Below are 23,014 nucleotides of genomic sequence, written 5' to 3' on the forward strand. Positions count from 1 at the left end.
GCCGAAGACTTACGAGAGTCCGCCATGTACGAGCTGTCCCGGGTCCGCCTCTACTCCATCGGGCCCGCCGGTGCGCGCTACGCCGACACCGTGCTTGACCTGCGGGGCGTGGGCGCGCCCGTGCCCGATCCCGCGCCCACCCAGGCGGAGTTCTTCCAGGACGAGCCCGTGGGCCCGCCGCGCCGGCCCGCGCCCGCCGGCGTGCTGTTCCTGGAGAACGGCGGCGGCAAGTCGGTCCTGCTCAAGCTGATCTTCTCGGTGATGCTGCCCGGCCACCGCAACACCCTCGGCGGCGCCAGCTCCGGTGTGCTGCGCAAGTTCCTGCTCGCCGACGACTGCGGACACGTCGCCCTGGAGTGGCAGCACACCCTGACCGGCGAGTGCGTGGTCGTCGGCAAGGCCAGCGAGTGGCGCGGACGGCAGGTCTCCAACGACCCGCGCAAGTTCGCCGAGGCCTGGTACTCCTTCCGGCCCGGCCCCGGCCTGAGCCTGGACAACCTGCCCGTCGCCGAGTCCACCGCGGTACGCCCGCCCGTCGAGGGCGCGTCCGGCGCGCAGGGCCGCCGCCGCACCATGAAGGGCTTCCGGGACGCGCTCACCGAGGCGGGCAAGGCGTACCCGCACCTTGAGGTGCACTGGGAGGAGATCCACGACCGCTGGATCGAGCACCTCGGCGACCTCGGCCTCGACCCCGAACTCTTCCGCTACCAGCGGGAGATGAACGCGGACGAGGGCGAGGCGGCCGGCCTGTTCGCGGTGAAGAAGGACTCCGACTTCACCGACCTGCTGCTGCGCGCGGTGACCGACACCCGGGACACCGACGGGCTCGCCGACCTGGTCAGCGGTTTCGGCAACAAGCTCGGCCGACGCGCCGAACTGATCGCTGAACGGGACTTCACCGCCGGGTCCGTCGACCTGCTCGGCCGGATCGTGGAGGCCGCCGAGGCCCGTGCACGCGCGCGGGACATCCACGCCGGAGCCGAGCGCCGCACCCGGACCCTGGCGCGCCGGCTGTCGGCCCGCGGGGCGCGGGAACGGGTGCGTGCCGCCGACCTCGCGCAGCGGGTCACCGCCGCCGCCTACGCCGTCACCCACGCCGAGGCGGGACGCGAGCGCAGCGCGCTGGTCGCCGCCGAACTCGCCTACCGGCACGCCTCGCTGGCGCTCGCCGCCGCCGAGAAGTCCGCCGCCGCCCAGAAGCGCGAACTGGCAGACGCGCGCACGCTGCACGCGGCCTGGCAGGCCGCCGAGGCCGTGCTGCGCCACCGCGCCGCCGCCGACCGCGTCGCACGCGTGGCCACCGCCATCCAGGAGGCCGAGCGCGACGCGGCCCCCGCCCTCGCCGCCCGCACCAAGGCCGCCGTCGACCTGGTCCGCGCCCTGCACGCGGCAGCCGAGAGCGCCGAGGACCTCGCCAACGAGGGCGAGGAGCGGTCAGCCGCCCTCCAGGAGGCCGGCGAGGCCGCCCACCGCGACGCCACGGCCGCCGCCACCGAGGCGCAGCGGGCCCGCAGCGAGATCGGCCACCTCAAGCAGCGGCTCACCGAGGTCGAACAGGAGACGGCCGAGGCGGTACGCGCCGGATGGCTGGACGACAGCACCCCCGACGCCGACCCGGCCCGCGCCGCCCTCGCCGCCAGCGACGCCGAGAAGGGCGCCGTCGCCGCCTGGGACAGCGCGCGGGAGGTGTCCCGGCGGGCGTCGGAGCACGCGCGCGAGGCGGGCGCCGCCGAGTCCCGCGCGGAACTCACCGCCGCCCGCGCCGCCGACGCGGCGACCGCGGCCCGGCGTTCCCACGAGGCGGAGTGCCGGCTGGCCGGATCGCTGGCCGCAGAGGAGCGGCTGGCGGAGCTGCTGAGCCTGACCGGCTCGGCCCGCGGCACCGCCGTCCCCCAGCCCCGCCAGGAGGACGAGGAGGAGCGGCCCGGCCTCGGCTCCGAGGAACTGGACCGGTTCGCCGACGAACTGCGCGAACTCCTCGACGACGCCGTCTCCTCCGCCGAGCGCCAGCTCTTCGACCTGCGCACGGCCGCCGCCGACGACTCCCGCATCCTCGGCGCCCTCGGCGACGGCGGACTGCTGCCGCCGGGCCCCGACGTACTGGCCACCGTGGAGTTCCTCGGCGAGCACGGCATCCCCGCGCTGCCCGGCTGGCGCTACCTCGCCCAGGCCGTCGACCCCGCCGACCACGCGCGCGTCCTGGCCGCCCGGCCCGAACTCGTCGACGGCGTGATCATCACCGACCCCGGCACCCACGCGCGGGCCCGCGAGACGCTCGGCGAGGCGGCCCTGCTGCCCCGCTCCGCGGTGGCCGTCGGCACCGCCGCCGCCCTGCTCGCCCCCACCCCGGCCCCCGACACGCTCGGCGGCGACGTCTTCCTCGTCCCCCCGAACCCGGCCATGCACGACGAGAACGCCGCCGACGAGGAACGCCAGGCCCTCAGGGCCCGGGCGACCGAGCGCGACGAGGAGATCCGCACCCTCGCCGCCCGCCTCGGCAAGGACCGCGAGCTGGCCGCCCGGCTCTCCTCCTGGCGCACGGGCTGCCCGGCCGGACGGCTCGTCGAACTGGCCCGCGCCGCGAGCGAGACGGCCGCCTTCGCGGAGGAGGCGGAGGCCGAACTCGCCGAGGCCCGGACCGTACGCGCCGAGGCCGACGAAGCCGCCGCCGAGGCGGCCCTGGTGCGCGACGAGCGGCAGGAGGCCGCGCAGAAGGCCCGGCGCGCCGCCGACGCCCTCGCCGGACTCGCCTTCCGGCTGCGCGAGCGGGCCGGCTGGCAGGCCAAGCTGCGCGAACTCGCCGACGAGGCCACCGAGTCGGAGGCCCGCGCCCAGTCCTGCCTGGAGCGGGCCCGCGCCGCCGACGAGGACCGGCGCGCCGCCCAGCGCGCCGCCGACGACGCCCGCCGCACGGCACGCGCCCTGCGCGCCGAGCGCTCTGAGATCGCCGGCGCGCCCGACGACGTCCCCGCGTCCGGCGCGGACACCCCGCAGTCCTCGCTGCCCGCGCTGCGGGAGGCCTACCGAGCCGCCTCGCAGGTCTACGAGAAGGTCGGCGTCGGCGCCGACCTGCGCGCCGAACAGGCCCGCGCGGAGAGCGACGAGAGCGCGGCGCGCGCCGAACTGGACCGGCTCAGCAACAAGGTCCGTACCCGCGCCGAGCAGTTGCTCCAGTCGCCCGACGGCTCCGACGGCCCGTCCCGGCAGGCGGCCGCCGCCCGCGCGGAGGAGCTGGTGCAGCTCCTGGAGACGCGTATGTCGACCGCCAGCGAACAGCTCGGTCGGCTGCGCGGCGAGGCGGAACGGCACGCGCCCGAGGACGGCGAGGCACACACCGAGCTGGCCGAGGAGGGCCGGCCGCGCGACGCGGAGCACGCCCAGGCGCTGCTGCGCACGGCCACCGCCGAACTCGCCTCCCGCGCCGGGGCGCTGGACCGGGCCCGGGAGGCGCACGGCGAGCTGCTGACCGCGCACCGGGCCGCCGAGGACGCGGCCGGCGGCTTCGACGAGATCGCCGCCATGCTCCGGGACCTGCTGCGCGAGCACACCGCGGAGGAGGACCAGGAGGAGCCGGAGCCCTACCCGGGCACCCCGGAGGAGGCCCGGCAGTCCGCCGCCGAGACCCGCCGCTCGCTGCGCGGCTGCGCCGCCGACCTGTCCGCCGCGGAGTCCGCCGTGCGCGAGGCGAGCGACATCCTGGTGCGGCACGCCAACTCCACCCGGTACGAGCAGGTACGCACCCCGGCACGGCAGCAGATCCGCGAACTGCCCGCCTCCGCGCTGCCCGAGCACGCCCAGAAGTGGGCGGACGCCTTCGCGCCCCGGCTGCGGGTCCTCACCGACGAACTGGAGCAGCTGGAGCGGAACCGGGACTCCATCGTGGACCGGCTGCGCGGCCTCGTGGAGTCCGCGCTGGCCACCCTCAGGTCCGCCCAGCGGCTCTCCCGGCTGCCCGAGGGCCTCGGCGAGTGGTCCGGGCAGGAATTCCTGCGGATCCGGTTCGAGGAGCCCGACCAGGCCACGCTCACCGAGCGGCTCGGCGAGGTCATCGACGAGGCGACCCGCGCGGCCGTGAAGAAGAACTCCGACCTGCGCCGCGACGGCATGTCCCTGCTGCTGCGCGGGGTCGGGGCCGCCCTCCGGCCCAAGGGCGTCGCCGTGGAGATCCTCAAGCCGGACGCGGTGCTGCGCGCCGAGCGGGTGCCGGTCGGACAGATGGGCGACGTCTTCTCGGGCGGGCAGCTGCTGACCGCCGCCATCGCCCTGTACTGCACGATGGCGGCCCTGCGCTCGAACGACCGGGGCCGCGACAAGCACCGCCACGCCGGCACGCTGTTCCTGGACAACCCCATCGGCCGTGCCAACGCGACCTATCTGCTGGAGCTCCAGCGCGCGGTGTCCGACGCCCTCGGGGTGCAGCTGCTGTACACCACCGGCCTGTTCGACACCACCGCGCTCGCCGAGTTCCCCCTGGTCATCCGGCTGCGCAACGACGCCGACCTGAGGGCCGGGCTGAAGTACATCAGCGTCGAGGAACACCTCCGCCCGGGACTGCCGCAGCAGGCCCGGACGGGGGAGGCGGTGCACAGCGAGATCACGGCGACCCGCATGTTCAAGCGGCCGCAGGGCTGAGCGGCACGGCCGTCAGCGGGCGTCCTCCTTCAGCAGGTCCGCGCACTTCTCGCCGATCATCATCGTCGTGACGCACGGGTTGACGGTGACGAGGTCCGGCATCACGGATCCGTCGGCGACCCGGAGGCCCTCGACCCCCTTGACCCGCAGCCGCGGGTCGAGCGGGGCCGCGGGGTCGTCCGCCGCGCCCATCCGCACCGTGCAGGCCGGGTGGTAGACGGTGTTGTGGGTCCGGTGGATGTAGTCCAGCAGTTCGTCGTCGGTGCGGACGTCCGGTCCCGGGGCCAGCTCCGCGCCGGCCCAGCCGCTCAGGGCGGGCCGCGCGGCGATACGGCGGGCCAGCCTCAGGCCGTACGTCATCACCCGTACGTCGTGCTCATGGGTGAAGTACCGGGGGTCCACCCGTGGTTTGTCCCGGTAGTCGCGCGTCCTGAGCCGCACGGTGCCCCGGGACTTCGCCCGGGTGACGTTCGGGGTGAGGCAGAACGCGTTCTCGGAGGTGGGGTAGCCGTGGCGGGCGGTGTTCAGGTCGAACGGCACCGACCCGTAGTGGAACATCAGGTCCGGCCGGTCCAGGCCCGGTTCGGTGTCGTAGAAGATGCCGGCCTCCCACCACTGGCTGGACGTGGTGGGCATGGGCTGTCGCGCCTCCCACATGATCACGCCCTCCGGGTGGTCCTGGAGGTTCTCGCCCACGCCGGGCGCGTCCACCACCACCTGCACGCCGCACTCGCGCAGGTGTCCCGCGGGGCCGATGCCGGACAGCATCAGCAGCTTCGGCGAGTCGATCGCCCCGCAGGAGACGACGACCTCGCGCCGGGCCCGTACCGTCCTGGTGTGGATCAGGTCGGGGTCGAGGTACTCGGCGCCGACGCAGCGCCGCCCCTCCAGGACGAGCCTCTTGGCCCGCACCCCGGTACGGACCTCCAGGTTGGGCCGCTTGCCCATGACCGGGTGGAGGTAGGCCACCGAGGAGGACTGGCGGATGTTGTTCTCGTCGGAGTTGATCTGGAACCAGTTCGCGCCCCGCACCACCGTCGTACCGGTGTTGAAGGCCGTGGTGGGGATGCCCTCCTGGGCGCACGCCTCCAGCAGGGCCGTCCCGCACGGGTCCTCGCCCTTGAGCGTCCGCAGCCGTACCGGGCCGGTGCGGCCGTGGTGGTCGCCGGGGGCGTCGTTGTTCTCCAGGCGCCGGTAGAGCGGGAAGAGGTCGGCGGCGCTCCAGCCCGTACAGCCGCCCGCCGCCCAGTCGTCGAGGTCCTCGGCAGGGGCCCAGAAGGCGATGCAGGAGTTGTGGGAGGAGCAGCCGCCGAGCACCTTGGCACGGGCGTGGCGCATGAAGCTGTTGCCGCTGGCCTGCGGTTCGACCGGGTAGTCCCAGTCGTAGCCGGACTCCAGCAGCCCCATCCAGCGCTCCAGCCGGAGGATGTCGTCGTCGCCGACGTCGCTCGGGCCGGCCTCCAGGACACAGACCGTCACCGCGGGGTCCTCCGACAGCCGGGCCGCGACGACGTTGCCCGCGGTGCCTCCGCCGACCACGACGTAGTCGAACTCTTCGATGTTCATCGGCCCTCCCTCACTCGGCGTCGCTCGTGGGCGCGGCGGATTCCAGCCGGTGCTCGGCGAGGACGCCGGTGCGGTGCCGCTGGACGAACCAGTAGTAGGCGAAGCCGCCGCCCGCGATGATGCCGACGAAGAGCACCGCGCCCCACTGGAAGTACCAGTGGAAGGGCGCGCTCGCGTTGTAGACCGAGGCCCGCGGCCAGATCAGGTTGATCGTCATGCCCAGGCCCCACAGCACGGCCAGCACGTTGACCAGGAGACCCCAACGGCCCAGCGAGAAGCGGCCGTCGCCGGCGGGCTGCCACCTGCCGCGCACCCGGGCCACCAGCATCGGCACGGTCACGCCCAGGTAGGCGAGGTAGATCATGATGATGCCGATGCTGGTGACGACGGTGAAGATCTGCGGCTGGCGGATGTTGACGACCAGGATGGACAGGGCCAGGATCCCGATGATCACCGTCGGCAGCACCGGCGTCTGGAACCGCGGGTGGCACCTGGCGAGCTTCGAGGACGCGGGCAGGTTGTTGTCCCGGGCCATCGCGAAGGCCAGCCGGACCGCTGCGGTGTGGACGGCCAGCGCGCAGACCGTGACCGCGATGAGCACGCACCACAGCATCGCCTTGCCGGCCGTCGAGCCGAGCACGTCCAGCACGATGTACTGAAGACCGTCGGTGGAGAGCCGCTCGCCCTTCAGGCTGGAGACGCTCATCAGCGCCAGCAGCAGGATCAGACCGCCCAGGACGAACGAGGCGACGATCGCGCGGATGATCGCCCGCGGTGCGTTGCGCGTGGGGTCCAGGGACTCCTCGCCGAGCGAGGCGGCCGTGTCGAAGCCGTACATGACGTACGCGGACGCCAGCGACGCGACCAGGAACGCGCCCAGGTACCCGGCGCCGTAGCCCGCGCCCGTGTCGTTGGTCTCCATGACCACCTGCGGGCCGCGCGTGATGTGGACGGCGAACAGGACGATCAGTACGACGGTGGCGATCAGCTCGATGAACACGCCCGCCGTGTTGATCCTCGCCATCAGCTTGACGCCGAAGGCGTTCACCACCGTGGTGAACAGGATCAGCACCGCGGCCAGGATGACCGCGTTGGTCGCCACGTCGTACTTGCCGGTGCCGTCACCCACGAACTGGAACACGTCCGAGATCTGCGGCAGCGTCAGCTGATAGGCCAGCGCCACCGCCGAGATGGACACGATGGACGCGACCAGCATCATCCATCCGGCGAGCCAGCCCAGGTGCCGATTGCCTATCTTCTTCGACCAGTTGTAGACGGACCCGGCGACCGGGTAGCGGGCCGCCAGCTCCGCGAAGCACAGGGCGACCATGAACTGGCCGGCGAAGACCATCGGCCACGACCACCAGTAGGCGGGGCCGCCGCTGCCGTAGCCGAAGTAGAAGAGCTGGAAGGTCCCGGTGAGGATCGAGATGTAGCTGATCCCCGCGGCGAAGGTGTGGAAGTTGCCCAGGGTGCGCTTGAGTTCGGGCCGGTACCCGAACTCGGCGAGTTCGGTGTCGTCGGACTGTCTCGGTGGCTGGATCGTGGTCATGAGCGGGCTCCTGGTATGCCTGAGGGAGGGGAGGGAGCGGCTCGTGCGGGTGCCGAGGTGTGGCGCGCCGCTACCCGGGGATCAGCTGAACCATCCCTGGGGTGCGGGGCTGGTGTTGCGCCAGATGTGTTTGGTCTCGCGGTACTCGGCGAGCCCGGACGGGCCCAGTTCGCGCCCGGATCCGGACTGTTTGAAGCCGCCCCACTCGGCCTGCGGGACGTACGGGTGGTAGTCGTTGATCCAGACCGTGCCGAGCCGCAGCGCGGCCGCCACCCGCGCGGCCTTCGCCTCGTCCCGGGTCCACACGGCCCCGGCCAGGCCGTAGACGGTGTCGTTGGCCAGGCGCACGGCCTCGTCCTCGCCGGTGAAGCGCTCCACGGTGAGGACCGGTCCGAAGGACTCCTCCCGGACCACCGACATCCCGGCGGCGCACTCGTCCAGCACCGTGGGAGGGTAGTAGAAGCCCTGGTCGAGCCCGGGACCGGAGGGGCGGGTTCCGCCGCAGCGCAGGACCGCGCCCTCGGCGACACCCCGGGCCACGTACTCCTCGACCTTGGCGCGGTGCGCCGCGGAGATCAGCGGGCCGGTCTGCGCCCGCTCGTCGAAGGGCCCGCCGAGCCGGATCTCCACGGCCCGCCGGACGACCTCGTCCACCAGCCGGTCGTGCAGCGAATCCTCCACCAGCAGCCGGGCACCGGCCGAGCAGACCTGCCCCGAGTGCAGGAACACCGCCGTCAGGGCCATGTCGACGGCCGTGTCGAAGTCGGCGTCCGCGAAGACGATGTTGGGGTTCTTGCCGCCGAGTTCCAGCGCGACCTTCTTCACCGTCCCGGCCGCGGCCGCCATCAGCCGCCGCCCGGTCTCCGGGCCGCCGGTGAAGGAGACGAGATCGACGTCCGGATGGTCGGCCAGCGGCGCGCCCGCCTCGGGGCCGGCGCCGAGGACCAGGTTGCCGGTTCCGGCGGGCAGCCCCGCCTCGTGGAGCAGCCGCATCAGATGGATCGCGGTGTGCGGGGTCAGCTCGCTCGGCTTCAGTACGAAGGTGTTGCCGGCGGCGAGCGCGGGCGCCACCTTCCACGCCGTCTGGAGCAGCGGGTAGTTCCAGGGCGTGATGAGCGCGCACACACCGACCGGTTCGTGCACCACCCGGCTGTCGATGCCGTCCGCTCCGGTGTCCACGACCCGGCCGGACTCCTCACCTGCGACGAGCCCTCCGAAGTAGCGGAAGCAGGCGGCCACGTCGTCGACGTCGTACTCGCTCTCCACCAGCCGTTTTCCGGTGTCCAGCGACTCCGCGCGGGCGATCCGGTCCTTGTCGCGGACCAGGAGTTCGGCCACGCGCAGCAGCAGGGCGCCGCGCTCCTGAGCCGGAGTGCGCGGCCAGGGACCGGTGTCGAAGGCGCGGCGGGCGGCGCCGATCGCCTCCGCCGTGTCCTTGCCGCCGGCCTCGTCCACGGTTCCCACCCGCGAGCCGTCCGCGGGGCACCGGATCTCCCGGGTCCGCCCGTCGAGCGCGCCCCGCCACTCGCCGTCAATGAACAGGTCCGGCATGGCCGCCTCCCAGCTTGTCGAGGACCCACGCGTGGAAGATCCCGAGGTGATGCTCGTTGGGGACCAGCACACCACCACCCCGGTACGCGCGGGACGCCATCGCGGGCTGTGTCCGCTCGCACGCCTCGAAGTCCTGCTCGTTGACCCGGTGGAACAGCTCCACCGACTTCGACACGTCGGCGCCGGACGCCACCACCTCGGGCGCGTACAGCCAGTCGCACTCGACGACCGTGCGGTCCTCGGCCAGCGGGAACATGCGGTGCACGATCACGTGGTCCGGCACCAGGTTGACGAAGACCGTCGGTTTGACGGTGATGGCGTAGTAGCGGCGGTCCTGGTCGGCCGAGACCTCGGGGAGCCGGTCGAAGCCCGCGCTGCCGTCGACCGTGAAGCCCTTCACCTCCGCGCCGAACTCGGCGCCGTGGCCGACGTAGTACTGGGCGGCGTAGCCGTCGGCGAACTCCGGCAGCACCTCGGTGAGTTCGGGGTGGATCGTGGCGCAGTGGTAGCACTCCATGAAGTTCTCGACGATCAGCTTCCAGTTGGCCCGCACGTCGTAGGTGATCCGCCGGCCGAGGGCGAGCCGTTCGGTGCCGTAGTGCTCGATGGCCGCCGCGTCGCCGAGCCGTTCAACGGCGGCGCCGAGCACGGTCTCCTCGAAGGAGGGGGGTTCGTCGGCGAGGCACACCCAGGCGTAGCCGAGCCACTCGCGCAGCGCCACCTTGATCAACCCGTACGCGACCCGGTCGACGTCGGGCATCTTGATCAGGTTGGGGGCGGCGATCAGCGTACCGTCGAGGTCGTACGTCCAGGCGTGGTACGGGCACTGGAGGGTGCGCCGGACCTCACCGGAGTCCTCCGTGCACAGCCGCGCCCCACGGTGACGGCAGACGTTGAGGAAGGCGCGCAGCTCGCCCTTGCGGGTCCGGGTGATGAGGACGTTCTCACGGCCGACCTGGACCGTGCGGAAGGCGCCCGGCCGGTCGAGGTCGGCGCTGCGGACGGCGCAGAACCACATCGACTCGAAGATGTGTTCCTGTTCCTGCCGGAAGACTCCGGGGTCGGTGTAGTAGTGGCCCGGCAGCGTCGCGATGAGGCTCGGGGGCAGGGGTGTCGTCGTCACGGGTGCTCCTCAGGCGGGCGCGGCGGCGAGGCGGGCGGGGTCGAACAGGCCGATGGGGTGCGGGGTGGAGCCGGTCAGCGCGAGGTCGGCGAGGATCTCCCCGACCACGGGCACGAACTTGAAGCCGTGCCCCGAGAACCCGCAGGCGACGGTGACCGACCCGGGGTGGGCCGGGTGGGGGGCGATGACGAAGTGCTCGTCGGGGGAGTTGGAGTACATGCAGGTCGCGGCCTTGAGGAAGGCGCCGGGCAGGTCGGGGATGCAGCCCGCCATCTGCTCCGCCATCGCCTCGACCTCGTGGTCGTGGACCGTGCGGTCGATGGTCTCCGGGGTGGTGATCGCGCCCTTGCGGAAGAAGGCCACCTTGGCGCCCTGGCCGGGGCCGTCGATCGCCGGGAATCCGTAGACCTGGACGCCGTCGGCGTCCTCCCAGATGTAGATGGGGTGGCGCTCCGGGCGGAACGCCTCGACGCCGTTCCTCGGCTGGAACCAGTACATGACCTGCCGCTCGATGGTGAACGGCACGCCGAGGTCGGTGAGGAGCCGCGGTGCCCACGCGCCCGGGCAGATCACCAGCCGGCCCGCGGTGTAGGTGTTCTCCCCGGTGTGCACGCGCACGCCGTCCCGGTAGGGTTCCCAGCGGGTCATCGGCTCGTCGAAGTGCAGGTCGGCGCCCTGCCGGGTGGCGAGTTGGAGGTGGGCGGCGACCGTGTTCTCCGGGCGCAGCAGGCCGGCTTTCCTCTCGTACAGCGCCACCTCGTCGTCCCGGGGTGTGAGCGTCGGGAAGCGGCGGCGCAGCTCCTTGGCGTCGAGCATCTCGTGCGGCAGGTCCCACTGGCGGGCCGACCGCAGCGAGCCGGAGACGGCCAGCGTGTCGGGGCGGCCGACCATCACACCGCCGCACAGGGTGGCGATGTCCCGGCCGGTGGCCCGTTCCAGCTCGTCGTACAGCTCGTAGGCCCGCAGCAGCAGTGGTACGTAGGCGGGGTCCTCGAAGTAGGACTGGCGGGTGATGCGGGAACCGCCGTGGCTGGAGCCCCGGTTGTGGACCGGGCCGAACTTCTCCAGGCCGAGGACCCGGGCGCCGCGGGCGGAGAGGTGATGGGCGGCGGCGCTGCCCATACCGCCGAGACCGACGACGATCACGTCGTACGTGGGTGACATCTGCGCGTCTCCTGACGTGCGGCCGCTAGCGGCGGATGCGGGTCATCTTCGGGTCGAACAGGGGCTCTTCGGCGACGGTGGCCGGGAGCCGCTCGCCGAAGTACTCGATGTGCACGGCCGTCCCGGCGGGCAGCACCGGCAGCCAGGCGTACGCGACGCAGCGGCCGAGGGTGTAGCCGTACGCCGCGCTGGTCACGTAGCCGGACGGGACTCCGCCCACCAGGACGGGCTCCTTGCCGAGGACGACGTGGGCGGGGTCGTCCAGGAGCAGTGGGGTGAGCCGGCGTTCCCCCGGCCGGTCGGTGAGCGCGTCGCGGCCGAGGAACTCCTTGTCGGGGCGGACGGCGAACCCGAGGCCCGCCTCGTACGGGTCGTGCTCGTCGGTCATGTCGACGCCCCAGGCCCGGTACCCCTTCTCCAGGCGCAGGGAGTTGAAGGCCGAGCGGCCCGCAGCGATCACACCGAGGTCCCGGCCCGCCTCCCAGAGGGTGTCCCACAGGCGCAGGCCCAGATCGGCGGTGGTGTAGAGCTCCCAGCCCAGCTCGCCGACGTAGGACAGGCGCAGGGCGGTGACCGGAACGTGCCCGAGGTAGGTCTCCTTCGCGCGGAAGTAGCCGAAGCCCTCGTGCGAGAAGTCGTCGGCGGTGAGGGGCTGGACGAGGTCACGGGCGAGCGGGCCCCAGACACCTATGCAGCAGGTACCGGAGGTGATGTCTCTGAGCTGGACGTCCTCGGGGGCGTGGCGGGCCAGCCAGTCCAGGTCGGCGGGGGAGTTGGCGCCGACCTGGAAGCGGTTAGGTGCGAGCCGGGCCACCGTGAGGTCGGAGCGGATGCCTCCGGTCCGGTCCAGGAGGAGGGTGTAGGTGACCGCGCCGGGCTTCTTGCGGAGGTTGTTGGTGGTCATCCGGTCGAGGAAGCCGAGGGCTCCGGGTCCGGTGACCTCCAGCCGGCGCAGGGGTGTCATGTCGTACAGGGCGACCTTCTCGCGGGTCGCGCGCGCCTCCGCGGCGGCGATGGGGGACCAGTACCGGGAGGACCACGCGTCGCGCGGCGGGAGCCGGAGTCCGTCGGCGAGGGGCGCGTTCGCCTCGTACCAGTGGGGGCGTTCCCAGCCGCCGCCCTCCAGGAAGAACGCTCCGAGCCGCTCCTGGCGGGCGTGAAAGGGGCTCACGCGCAGGGGACGCGGCCGCTCCATGGGCTGGAGGGGGTGGAGAACGTCGTACACCTCGACGAACTGCTGTGAACCGCGCTCACGGACGTACGCCGGTGAACGCTGTACCTCCTCGAACCGCGTGAGGTCGCACTCGTGCACGTCGACGGCGGGCCGCCCGTCCACCATCCACTCGGCAACGGCTTTGGCGACACCGGCGGAGTGCGTGACCCAGACCGCCTCGGCCAGCCAGAAGCCGCGCAGCCGCCGTGACTCGCCGAGCACCGGCATGCCGTCCGGGGTGAAGGAGAAGACGCCGTTGAAGCCCTCCTCGATCCCGGAGTCGCGCAGGGCCGGGATCAGCCAGCGGCAGTCGTCCCAGCTCGGCGCCCAGTCCTCCGGGGTGAAGGGGAACGACGAGGGCATGTCCAGGCTGCGGGCGCGGGCCTCGTCGTAGGGCAGCACCGCGAACGGGTCCACGGGCAGCGGCCGGTGGGCGTAGGAGCCGATACCGAGCCGGTCGGTGTGCTCCCGGAAGTACAGGTCGCGGTCCTGGAAGCGGAGGATCGGCCTCGACGCCTCCTCCTCGTGAGCGGCCAGCTCGGGCAGCGGCTTCGTCCGCGCGTACTGGTGGGCGAGGGGCTGCAGCGGTACGTCGACCCCGGCCATGCGGCCGATCACGGGGCCCCAGAACCCGGCGGCCGACACGACGTGGTCCGCGGGGAAGGTGCCCCGGTCGGTGACGACCGCGGTGACCCTGCCCCCCTCCTGTTCGATGCCGGTGACGGTGTGCCGGTCCAGGAAGCGGGCGCCCCTCGCGGTGGCCCGGTCCATCTGGGCGCGGGCGGCCGGCAGGGCGCGGGCCAGGCCGTCGTCGGGGGTGTGGAGGCCGCCCAGGACGGCCGACTCCTCGATCAGCGGCCAGAGTTCCTTGCAGCGGGCGGCGCTGACGATCTCGCCGCGGATGCCCCAGGCGGCGGCGTAGCCGGCCCTGCGGTGGAGTTCGGCGAGGCGTTCGGGGGTGGTCGCCAGCTCCAGACCTCCCACCGGCTGGAAGCAGGGAACTCCGTCGACGGTCAGCGCGTTGAACTTCTCGACCGTGTACCGGGCGAACTCGGCGAGTGTCCTGGACGGGCTGGTCCGGAAGACGAGACCCGGGGCGTGGGAGGTCGAGCCGCCGGGGGCGGGCAGGGGGCCCTGTTCGAGGACGGTGACGTCGGTCCAGCCGCGCGCGGTCAGTTCGTCGGCGAGCGAGCAGCCGACGATGCCGGCGCCGATGACGACCACGCGGGGGGACTGGCTTTCGGGCGTGCTGGACATGCCCCTCCTTGCCGGGGTGGGGTGAACGCGCTCAGGGATGCCGGGACACGGGCGGACGACGGGACGTTCGAAGCACGCCCGGGAGGGCCCTAAGGACCCTGGAGGACCACCACCGAGCGCAGGACCTCGCCCCGGTGCATCTTGGCGAACGCCTCCTCGACCTGGTCGAGGGCGATCGTCTCGGTCACGAAGGCGTTGAGGTCCAGCAGCCCGTACAGGTACTGGTCGATGAGGAACGGGAAGTCCCGGCTCGGCAGACAGTCGCCGTACCAGGAGGACTTGATCGCGCCGCCGCGGGAGAACACGTCGAGCAGGGGGAGTTCGACCGTCGTCTCCGGGGAGGGGACGCCCACCTGGACCAGCAGGCCGGCGTGATCGCGCATGTAGAACGCCTGCTTGAACGTCTCGGGCCGTCCCACCGCGTCGATCGCGATGTCCACGCCGTGGCCGTCGGTGAGGGCCCGTACCGCCTCCACCGGATCGGTGCCGCGGGAGTTGACGGTGTGGGTGGCGCCGAACCGCTCCGCCTGGTCGAGCTTCCTGTCGTCGACGTCCACGGCGATGACCTTCATGGCGCCGTTGAGGCAGGCGCCCGCGATGGCCGCGTTGCCGACCCCGCCGCAGCCGATGACGGCGACCGAGTCACCTCGGCCGACGTTGCCGGTGTTCACGGCGGCACCGTACCCGGCCATCACTCCGCAGCCGATGAGTCCGGCGGCCTCGGGGCGTGCCGCCGGGTCGATCCTGACCGCCTGTCCCGCGGCGACCAGGGTCTTCTCCGCGAAGGCGCCGATGCCCAGGGCGTTGCTGAGCGGGGTGCCGTCGAGCAGGGTCATGGGCTGGACCGCGTTGCGTGAATCGAAGCAGTACCAGGGGCGGCCGCGGAGGCAGGAGCGGCAACCGCCGCAGGGGGCCCGCCAGGCGAGGACCACGTAGTCGCCGGGCGCGAGGTCGGTGACGCCCTCGCCGACCGCCTCCACGGTGCCGGCCGCCTCGTGCCCCAGCAGGAACGGGAACTCGTCGTTGATCGCGCCCTCGCGGTAGTGCAGATCCGTGTGGCACACCCCGCACGCCTGCACGGTGACCAGAACCTCCCCGGGCCCCGGATCGGGCACGAGGATCGTCCGCACCTCGACGGGTGCGCCCTTCTTCACAGCGACTACGGCACGGACCTCGTGTGGCACGACAAGCTCCTCTGCTGTTGCGCAATGCACGATGGGTTGCGCGATGAGGAACATATTGAGAACGCCATCAAGCGGCCGTCAAGAGGGGCGAGTTAACCCTTGGCAAAAGGCGCGGGCCGGTGGAAACGTGCCGGACACACAGCGGCGCGGGACCAGGTCTTCCCGGTCCCGCGCCGCTCTGCTCGCTGTTCTCGGCCGGCTGTCTCCGTCAGGCCGCGCGCCCATCGGCTCGAGGTCGGGCGCCCGTAAGGGCGTGGTCCGACCGGCCGGTTGTCCGCCGGACCGTGGGTCAGAAGCCGTACCCCATCCGGCGCGACAGCTCCGCCCCCGCCGCCACGATGCGCTTGGCCACCTCGGGCAGCCGGTCGGCGTTGAGCCGGTAGACCGGCCCGGAGACGCTGATCGCCGCGATCACCTTGCCGTCGTGCGAACGCACCGGGGCCGCCACGGCGGCCAGCCCCAGCTCCAGCTCCTCGGCCGTGATCCCGTACCCCTGCTCGACGACCGCCTCCAGCTCCCCGCGGAGCATGGCGGCGCCGGTGATCGTGCGGTCGGTGAACCGCGGCAGCGGACGGGCCAGCAGGCCCTCCCGCAGGGTGGGCGGCATGTGCGCGAGCAGCACCTTCCCGCTGGACGTGGCGTGCAGCGGGGTGCGTCTGCCGAGCCAGTTCTGGGCTGTCACCGACGCGGTGCCGCGGGCCTGCATGATGTTGACCGCCGCGTCGTCGTCGAGGACCGCGATGTTGACGGTCTCGCCCAGTTCGTCGGCGACCTCCCGGCAGACCGGGACGCCCTCCTGGGAGATGTCCAGCCGCACGGCCGCCGCCCCCGCGAGGCGCAGCACGCCGGCCCCCAGGTAGTACTTGCCGCGGTCCTTCGCCTGGGCCACCAGGCCACGGTTCTCCAGGACTCCGAGCAGCCGGAAGGCGGTCGACTTGTGTACGTCCAGCTCGTCGGCGATCTCGGTGACGCCCGCCTCACCGAGCCGGGCGAGGATCTCCAGGACGCTGACGGCCCGGTCCACCGACTGCACGGCGCTCGCCGCGCCCCTGCCGCCCTGTTTCTCCGCGCCCGCCGTCCTCGCGGCCGGGCCGGACTGCTGTCTCTGCGTGCGGGTCATGGCTCAACTCTCACCACCTGGGGGCCCGGTTCGGGCCGCATCTGCGGGAAACCCTTGACGCGGCGGTCACCCCGCCCGGATTCTGTTGCGCATAGCGCTTGCTCGTGCGCCATACGAAACATCATGTTACCGAAGCGTCCGGTCCTCGGAAGGGGCCGAGCAGCACGTACGGCCCTTCGGGGGCGCGGCACGCTTCAGTTCCGTCTCTCCTTCCATGTTCTCCCGCCGGACCGACCGACGAAGGTCGACGCCCGGCACTCCCTGCCGCACCAGGGCCACATCCGCCGTACCCGAACCACATCCGCCGCTTGTGAGCCACATCCGTCCGGACTCCGCGTCCAGGACCGAGAGGGGGGCCCGTGATTCCCGTCTGCCGCCTCGAAGACCTCCCCGAGGGTGAGTCCGTCCGCATCGGGACGACCCCGCCCGTCGCCGTGTTCCGCACCGACGACGGTGAGCTGTACGCCATCGACGACACCTGCACCCACCAGGACGCCTCGCTCTCCGAGGGCTGGCTGGAGGGCTGTCTGATCGAATGCCCGCTGCACGCCGCCTCGTTCGACCTGCGCACGGGTGAGCCGACCTGCCTGCCCGCCCGCCGTGCCGTCCGCACCCACCGGGTCACGGTCGACGACGGCGTCATCCATGTCCACCTGGCGGTGGAGGAGGGTACGGCCGCATGATGAGGACCGTGACGGTCGTCGGTGCCTCCCTCGCCGGGCTGTACGCGGCCCGGGAACTGCGCGCCCAGGGCTTCGACGGGCGCCTGGTGATCGTCGGCGACGAACCCCACCACCCCTACGACCGACCTCCCCTCTCCAAGGACTTCCTCACCGGCCGGGCCGACGAGGGCCGACTCGCCCTCACCGACGCCGAGGAGCGCGCGGAACTCGGTGCCGACTGGCTGCTCGGCACCAGGGCCCTGGGCCTCGACGCCCGCGGGCGTGCGGTGCTGCTCGACGACGGTCGTGCCCTGCCCACCGACGGTGTCGTCGTCGCCACCGGCGCCTCGGCCCGCCGGCTTCCCGGCGACGGCCTCGGAGGCGTCCACACCTGGCGCACCCTGGACGACGCCCGTGCCCTGCGCGCCGGGATCGCCGGCTCTTTGCGCCGGGTCGTCGTCATCGGGGGCGGCTTCATCGGGGCCGAGACCGCCTCCTCGTGCGCCCTCCTCGGCCATGCCGTCACGGTGGTCGAGGCCGCCCCCCTTCCGCTCGTGGGCCAACTCGGCCCGGAGATGGCCGCCGTGTGCGCCGCCCTGCACCGACGCGGCGGGGTGCGCCTCCTCACCGGCGTCGGAGTCGCCGGACTGCGGGGCGCGGCCGCCGTCACCGGAGTGGCGCTGACGGACGGACGTGTCCTCGATGCCGACGTCGTCATCGTCGGCATCGGGGCCGTCCCCAACGCCGGCTGGCTGGCGGGGTCCCCGGTCTCCGTGCACGACGGCGTCGTGACCGACGAGGGCTGCCTGACCGCGCTGCCCCAGGTGGCCGCCGTCGGTGACGTCGCCCGGGTGGGCGGGGTCCGCGCGGAACACTGGACCTCCGCGACGGAACAACCCCGGGTGGCCGTCACCAACCTGCTCGCCGGGCACACGGTCGAAACGGCGGGCTCCGTGCCCTACTTCTGGTCCGACCAGTACGGCGCACGCATCCAGTTCGCGGGCCGTCACGGTGTGGGCGACACCCTGCGGGTCCTGGAGGGCGGCATCACGGCGGGCGCACCGGCCGAGGGCGGCCTGCTCGCCGTGTACGAGCGGGACGGCCACGTCACGGCGGTGCTGGGAGTGGACCGGCCACGCCCGTTCACACGGGTGCGGCGGGAACTGGGGGAGCGGGCGGACGGGGTGGCCCGGCGGCCGTCCGGCGAGGTGCCGGGCTCTGACGCTGGGTGCCGGTGTCGGTGCGCGACGCATCAACCGGCCGGAGGATGATGGCGCACGCCGCCTCAGGAGTGCGACAGCTGCCCCGCGCCGCCGCGCCCGGGTATCCGCTCCTGGGCCCGCTCGGCCGCCTTCGCCTGGCGCCGTGCCCTGCGCCGCTCCCGCCGCAGTGCCCGCGCGGTGCTCGCCGGGGTCGAGACCACCCCGTTGCGCTGGTTCCAGACCTGGCGCGTCACCCAGACGTCCAGCGCGCCCCACGTGGCGACCACCGTGCTGGCCACGCTGCTCAGCACCATCGGGAACGCCAGCCAGGACCCGGCCAACGTGCACAGGAAGGCCACCATCGCCTGGATCAGCGTGACGGCGATGATCAGGACGGCGCGCACCGCCGCCGTCCTAACCGGGTCGGGCATCCGGCGCCGCCTGGCCGGTTCCTCGACCCACAGCGGCCGGTAGGGCGTCCGGGTCTCCTCCTGCTCGTACCGCTCGCTCCGTTGGTGCGCCTCCGGCAACTCCCGCCCCTTCGCCGGTGCTTCGCCCCGGGCCGCCGGGATGCCGAGATCCGGTGGCCGAGGGCTCCGAGGCACCGTCGAGGATGCCGTCGCTCCGCCGTCGTCGGGCGCCCTGCGCCGCTCCACCGTGCCCATCACCGTGTCACTCCCCACCGCCGGCAGACCACTCACATCCATGTCCGAAGACCCGTACTGCAGTGGCTGCCCGGCTTGCGCTGATTTACGCCGCCGGGAGGCGAGACACGGCTCCTGTGGCCGATTCCGCCCCCGTTTCCCATGAAGAAGGACGAACGACCTCGCCCGAAGATTCCCAACCAGGGAAAAATTCCGGCCAATTGGCATGGCGCGTGCGCGAGGCCGTCACGAACGGCCGAGGCCGGATTCCGGGAGGCAATCTCACCCAATGGCCGGACAACTCCGCATCTCTCGCCGTCGGTGCGGAAGTTCAGGTTCCGGACGGCTCTTCGAGTTACGTGCGCGTCGGTAGTAGGCTCGCGCCGTTTGTTGACGCACATGTGTACCCCCGGCCGGCGGGGGTCGAGCTGGGGGAGGCCATGCGCTTTCGCGGGAAGTCCATCCGCCGGAAGATCGTGGCGTTGCTTCTCGTGCCGCTGGTGTCCCTGACTGCGATCTGGGGATTCGCCACGGTACTGACGGGTCGCGAGGCACAAGAGCTGTTCAACGTGTCGTCCGTCGTGGAGAAGATCGGCTACCCGATCGAGGACACCGTCCGTGTCCTCCAGCAGGAGCGCCGGCAGACACTCGTCCACCTCGCCGACCCGCGCGCCTCCGACGGGCTCACCGCCCTGAGGCGCAGCCGCAGCGCCACCGACGACGCCATCGCCGAGATCCGCAGCAACGCCAAGGATCCCGATGTCCGCGACGCCATGGGCCAGGGCACGGACGAACGCCTGGCCGCCGTCATGGACGCGTTCGACGGGATCAGTTCCCTGCGCCGCAGCGTCGAGGACGGCACCGTCGACCGGGAGACCGCGCTCAACCTCTACAACAGCCTGGTCGACCCCTGCTACGTACTGCTCGCCAACCTCCATGTCGTGGACAACGTGGAGATGGACAAGCAGTACCGGGCCCTGGTCAATCTCGCCCGCGCGAGGGAACTGCTCTCCCGGGAGGACGCCCTCCTCGGTTCCGCGCTGATCGTCGGCAGGCTCTCGCACAAGGAGATCCGCGATGTCTCCGACTACGCCGCCCAGCGCAGCCTGCTCTACGACGTCAACCTCCCGCTGCTGCCCTCCTGGGAGCGGGACCGCTTCACCCGCTTCTGGAAGAACGCCGCCAGCGCCCCACTGCGCGTGGCCGAGCAGTCCGCCGTCTCCGTCGGCCCCGGCGCCCCCAGTGGTGTCACCGCGAAGAGCTGGGACGTCGCCGCCGGCAACGTCCTGGAGGAGCTGGCCGAGCTCAACGACCAGGCGGGCGACCGCTACCAGGACCGGGTCCGACCGGTCGCGATGGGCGTCATCGCCAAGGCGGCGGTAGCCGGCGCCCTCGGACTGGTCGCCCTGCTGCTCTCCCTCTTCCTCTCGGTGCGCATCGGCCGCGGCCTCATCCGCGATCTGCGCCAACTGCGCCTGGACGCCCACGAGGCGTCCGGGGTACGGCTCCCCAGCGTCATGCGCAGGCTGTCGACCGGCGAACAGGTCGACGTCGAGACCGAGGTCCCGCGCCTGGAGTTCGACCGGAACGAGATCGGCGAGGTCGGCCAGGCGCTCAACACCCTCCAGCGCGCCGCCGTCGAGGCCGCCGTCAAACAGGCCGAACTGCGGGCCGGTGTCTCCGAGGTCTTCGTCAACCTCGCCCGCCGCAGCCAGGTCCTCCTCCACAAGCAGCTCACCCTCCTCGACACGATGGAACGCCGGACCGAGGACACCGACGAACTCGCCGACCTGTTCCGCCTCGACCACCTGACCACGCGTATGCGCCGGCACGCCGAGGGCCTGGTGATCCTCTCCGGGGCCGCCCCCTCCCGCCAGTGGCGCAAGCCCGTCCAGCTCATGGACGTGGTGCGGGCCGCCGTCGCCGAGGTCGAGGACTACGAGCGCATCGAGGTCCGCAGGCTGCCCCGCGTCGCCGTCACCGGCCCGGCCGTCGCGGACCTCACCCATCTCGTGGCCGAACTCCTGGAGAACGCGACCGTGTTCTCCCCGCCGCACACCGCCGTCCAGGTGCTCGGCGAACGGGTCGCCAACGGCTTCACCCTGGAGATCCACGACCGCGGACTCGGCATGGCCGCCGACGCGCTCCTGGACGCCAACCTGCGGCTCGCCGAGACCCCCGAGTTCGAGCTGTCCGACACCGACCGGCTCGGTCTCTTCGTCGTCAGCCGGCTCGCCCAGCGCCAGAACGTCCGGGTCTCTCTCCAGCCCTCCCCGTACGGCGGCACCACCGCCGTGGTGTTCATCCCCGACGCCCTGCTGACGGACGACGTGCCCGACACCAACGGCATCGGCTTCCGGCTGGACCGCCCCGGCCCCTCGAAGGAGGCCGAGCTGGAGGAGACCCGCAGGCTGGAGGAGAGCCGCCGCTCCGCCCTGGCCCAGGTGCCCGTACAGCTGCCGGGCCTGCCCACCCAGCTGCTGGACGGGCCCGTCGAACTGGAGGCGCCGGTCGACCTGGACGCCCTCGACGACTTCGCGGACGAGGAGGACGGCGAGCGCGGCGGTCTGTTCCGGCCGCGCCGCTCCCACCTCTCCCGCGCGCAGGACGGTCCCGCGACGCGCCACGAGCCGATGAGCACCGGCGGCCCGGTCCAGGAGTCCGGACAGGACCCATCCGGTTCGGCGGTCCCGGGTCCCCGGCGCCACACGCCGAAGCTCGTCAGCTCGCACGGGCGGCCGGTCTCCGAGCAGCGGCTCCGCCGGGCCGACACCCCCGGAGAGCCCTCCGCGCCCCAGGGGCGCCCGGAGCCGGGTGCCCCCGCACCCCTGCCGACCCGGCGCCGGGGAGCCTCCCCGACCCGTCGCGGCGCCGGCACCCCCGACCCGGCGGCCGAGCGGTCCGCCGCGGGAGAGCCCACGGGCCGGGACCGCTCCGGGGAGCCCCCCGCGCTTCCCCGGCGCACCCGGCGCGCCGAGATCGAGTCCAGCAACGCGAACCCGCAGGACCGGCGGACCGAGGCCGAGCCGCCGCAGGACGGTCCCGTCACGGGGCCGCTGCCCCGGCGTGTTCGCCAGGCCAACCTCGCCCCACAGCTGAAACGGGATCCCGCCCGACCGACCGAGGGCCCGGAAGAGCCCGTCGAACGGGACGCCGACGAGGTGCGCAGCCGCATGGCCTCGCTCCAGCGCGGCTGGCAGCGCGGCCGCGAGGAGAACGCCGCGGGCGACGATGCCCAGAGCAGCGGCACAGCACGACGAGGAACGACTAAGGGGGACGGTCGATGACCGCACCGAAGGTGACCGACCACACCGCGCCCACGGCGTCCGGCGAGCTCAACTGGCTCCTCGACGACCTGGTGGACCGCGTCGCCAGCATCCGCAGGGCCGTCGTGCTCTCCGGGGACGGCCTCGCGACCGGGGCGTCCAAGGACCTGACCCGGGAGGACAGCGAGCACCTCGCCGCCGTCGCGTCCGGCTTCCACAGCCTCGCCAAGGGCGTGGGCCGGCACTTCGAGGCGGGCAGTGTGCGGCAGACGGTCGTCGAGCTCGACGACGCCTTCCTCTTCGTGACGGCCGCCGGTGACGGCAGCTGCCTGGCCGTTCTCTCCGACGCCGACTCCGATGTCGGCCAGGTCGCCTACGAGATGACCCTCCTGGTGAAGCGAGTCGGTGTGCATCTGGGCACCGCTCCACGCACCGATCTGTCCGCGGGCGGGTAGTGGGATGACATGAGCGCAGACGGTCAGGGAAGAAGCCATTGGTTCGACGACGAGGCAGGACCTGTCGTCCGTCCGTACGCCATGACACGGGGCCGCACCACGAGTGCGGCCCAGCACCGCCTCGATCTCATCGCGGTGGTCGTCACCGAGTCCCACGGCGACGACCCGGAAGAGGACTCGACCCTGTCCCCGGAACACGTGGACATCGTCGACCTGTGCCGTGACACCCCTCAGTCCATCGCCGAACTCGCCGCCGAACTCGACCTCCCGATCGGAGTGGTCAGGGTGCTCGTCGGTGACCTCGTGGCCGGGGAACTCGTCCACGTCAACCGGCCCGTCCCGCCGGCCGAACTGGTCGATGAGAGTATCCTGCGCGACGTGATCAACGGCCTCCGGGCGCTGTGACCGGCGCGGAAGCGGGGT

General features: G+C 72.6%; 15 protein-coding genes. 6 read left to right on the forward strand and 9 right to left on the reverse strand.

The features are described from left to right. Positions 1–24 precede the first annotated feature (24 nt). Positions 25–4,632 (forward strand): hypothetical protein, encoded by a 4,608-nt coding sequence (locus tag AB0E07_RS25175; RefSeq protein WP_362256341.1) that lies wholly within the window; start codon positions 25–27, stop codon positions 4,630–4,632. A gap of 12 nt (positions 4,633–4,644) precedes the next feature. On the opposite strand, the gene AB0E07_RS25180 is transcribed toward AB0E07_RS25175, so the two are convergent. The 8 genes from AB0E07_RS25180 to AB0E07_RS25215 all read right to left on the reverse strand — a co-directional run bounded on the left by AB0E07_RS25180 (position 4,645) and on the right by AB0E07_RS25215 (position 16,275). Continuing rightward, the gene (locus AB0E07_RS25180; RefSeq protein WP_362256343.1) at positions 4,645–6,198 is read right to left on the reverse strand and encodes a GMC family oxidoreductase N-terminal domain-containing protein; all 1,554 of its coding nucleotides are present in this window, start codon (positions 6,196–6,198) and stop codon (positions 4,645–4,647) included. Between the two features lie 10 nt (positions 6,199–6,208). Further along, the gene (locus AB0E07_RS25185) at positions 6,209–7,750 is read right to left on the reverse strand and encodes an amino acid permease (RefSeq protein WP_362256346.1); all 1,542 of its coding nucleotides are present in this window, start codon (positions 7,748–7,750) and stop codon (positions 6,209–6,211) included. Between the two features lie 81 nt (positions 7,751–7,831). Beyond that, a complete protein-coding gene (locus AB0E07_RS25190; protein WP_362256349.1) occupies positions 7,832–9,301 on the reverse strand; it encodes an aldehyde dehydrogenase family protein in 1,470 nt (489 codons plus the stop codon). Continuing rightward, entirely contained in the window at positions 9,282–10,424 is a 1,143-nt protein-coding gene (locus AB0E07_RS25195; RefSeq protein ID WP_362256351.1) for an aromatic ring-hydroxylating dioxygenase subunit alpha, read from the reverse strand. The genes AB0E07_RS25190 and AB0E07_RS25195 overlap by 20 nt, the downstream gene beginning before the upstream one ends. 9 nt (positions 10,425–10,433) lie before the next feature. After that, positions 10,434–11,588, reverse strand: a complete 1,155-nt coding sequence (gene solA / locus AB0E07_RS25200) for an N-methyl-L-tryptophan oxidase (protein ID WP_362256354.1) — start codon at positions 11,586–11,588, stop codon at positions 10,434–10,436. A gap of 25 nt (positions 11,589–11,613) precedes the next feature. Then, on the reverse strand, positions 11,614–14,058 hold the full coding sequence (locus tag AB0E07_RS25205) for an FAD-dependent oxidoreductase (protein WP_362256357.1): 2,445 nt from the start codon (positions 14,056–14,058) through the stop codon (positions 11,614–11,616). 89 nt (positions 14,059–14,147) lie between these two features. Next, positions 14,148–15,242 carry an S-(hydroxymethyl)mycothiol dehydrogenase gene (locus tag AB0E07_RS25210; RefSeq protein WP_362256360.1) on the reverse strand — a complete coding sequence of 365 codons (1,095 nt, stop codon included), beginning with the start codon at positions 15,240–15,242 and terminating at the stop codon, positions 14,148–14,150. Positions 15,243–15,531: 289 nt separating this feature from the next. Next, positions 15,532–16,275: an IclR family transcriptional regulator gene (locus AB0E07_RS25215; protein ID WP_362256417.1), complete on the reverse strand. Its 744-nt coding sequence runs from the start codon at positions 16,273–16,275 to the stop codon at positions 15,532–15,534. A 446-nt stretch (positions 16,276–16,721) separates the two neighbouring features. Here AB0E07_RS25215 and AB0E07_RS25220 point away from each other — a divergent pair, with 446 nt between their 5' ends. Both AB0E07_RS25220 and AB0E07_RS25225 read left to right on the forward strand, forming a co-directional pair. Then, the gene (locus AB0E07_RS25220) at positions 16,722–17,045 is read left to right on the forward strand and encodes a bifunctional 3-phenylpropionate/cinnamic acid dioxygenase ferredoxin subunit (RefSeq protein WP_362256363.1); all 324 of its coding nucleotides are present in this window, start codon (positions 16,722–16,724) and stop codon (positions 17,043–17,045) included. Next, entirely contained in the window at positions 17,045–18,295 is a 1,251-nt protein-coding gene (locus AB0E07_RS25225) for an FAD-dependent oxidoreductase (RefSeq protein WP_362256420.1), read from the forward strand. Before AB0E07_RS25220 ends, AB0E07_RS25225 begins: the two co-directional genes overlap by 1 nt. Positions 18,296–18,309: 14 nt before the next feature. Here the strand turns inward: AB0E07_RS25225 and AB0E07_RS25230 are convergent, their stop codons facing one another. After that, entirely contained in the window at positions 18,310–18,891 is a 582-nt protein-coding gene (locus tag AB0E07_RS25230; protein WP_362256423.1) for a hypothetical protein, read from the reverse strand. A 419-nt stretch (positions 18,892–19,310) separates the two neighbouring features. Between AB0E07_RS25230 and AB0E07_RS25235 the strand changes: the two genes are divergently transcribed. From AB0E07_RS25235 to AB0E07_RS25245, 3 genes are read left to right on the forward strand one after another with little or no spacing between them, the layout of a single operon-like run. Then, positions 19,311–22,157 carry a nitrate- and nitrite sensing domain-containing protein gene (locus AB0E07_RS25235; protein ID WP_362256366.1) on the forward strand — a complete coding sequence of 949 codons (2,847 nt, stop codon included), beginning with the start codon at positions 19,311–19,313 and terminating at the stop codon, positions 22,155–22,157. Next, positions 22,154–22,591, forward strand: a complete 438-nt coding sequence (locus AB0E07_RS25240; protein ID WP_362256369.1) for a roadblock/LC7 domain-containing protein — start codon at positions 22,154–22,156, stop codon at positions 22,589–22,591. Before AB0E07_RS25235 ends, AB0E07_RS25240 begins: the two co-directional genes overlap by 4 nt. A 9-nt stretch (positions 22,592–22,600) precedes the next feature. Continuing rightward, positions 22,601–22,996: a DUF742 domain-containing protein gene (locus tag AB0E07_RS25245; RefSeq protein ID WP_362256372.1), complete on the forward strand. Its 396-nt coding sequence runs from the start codon at positions 22,601–22,603 to the stop codon at positions 22,994–22,996. Positions 22,997–23,014 lie beyond the last annotated feature (18 nt).

Origin of the sequence: Streptomyces sp. NPDC048002 (assembly GCF_040653275.1) — a bacterium.
In the GTDB taxonomy this organism is placed as follows: Bacteria; Actinomycetota; Actinomycetes; order Streptomycetales; family Streptomycetaceae; genus Streptomyces.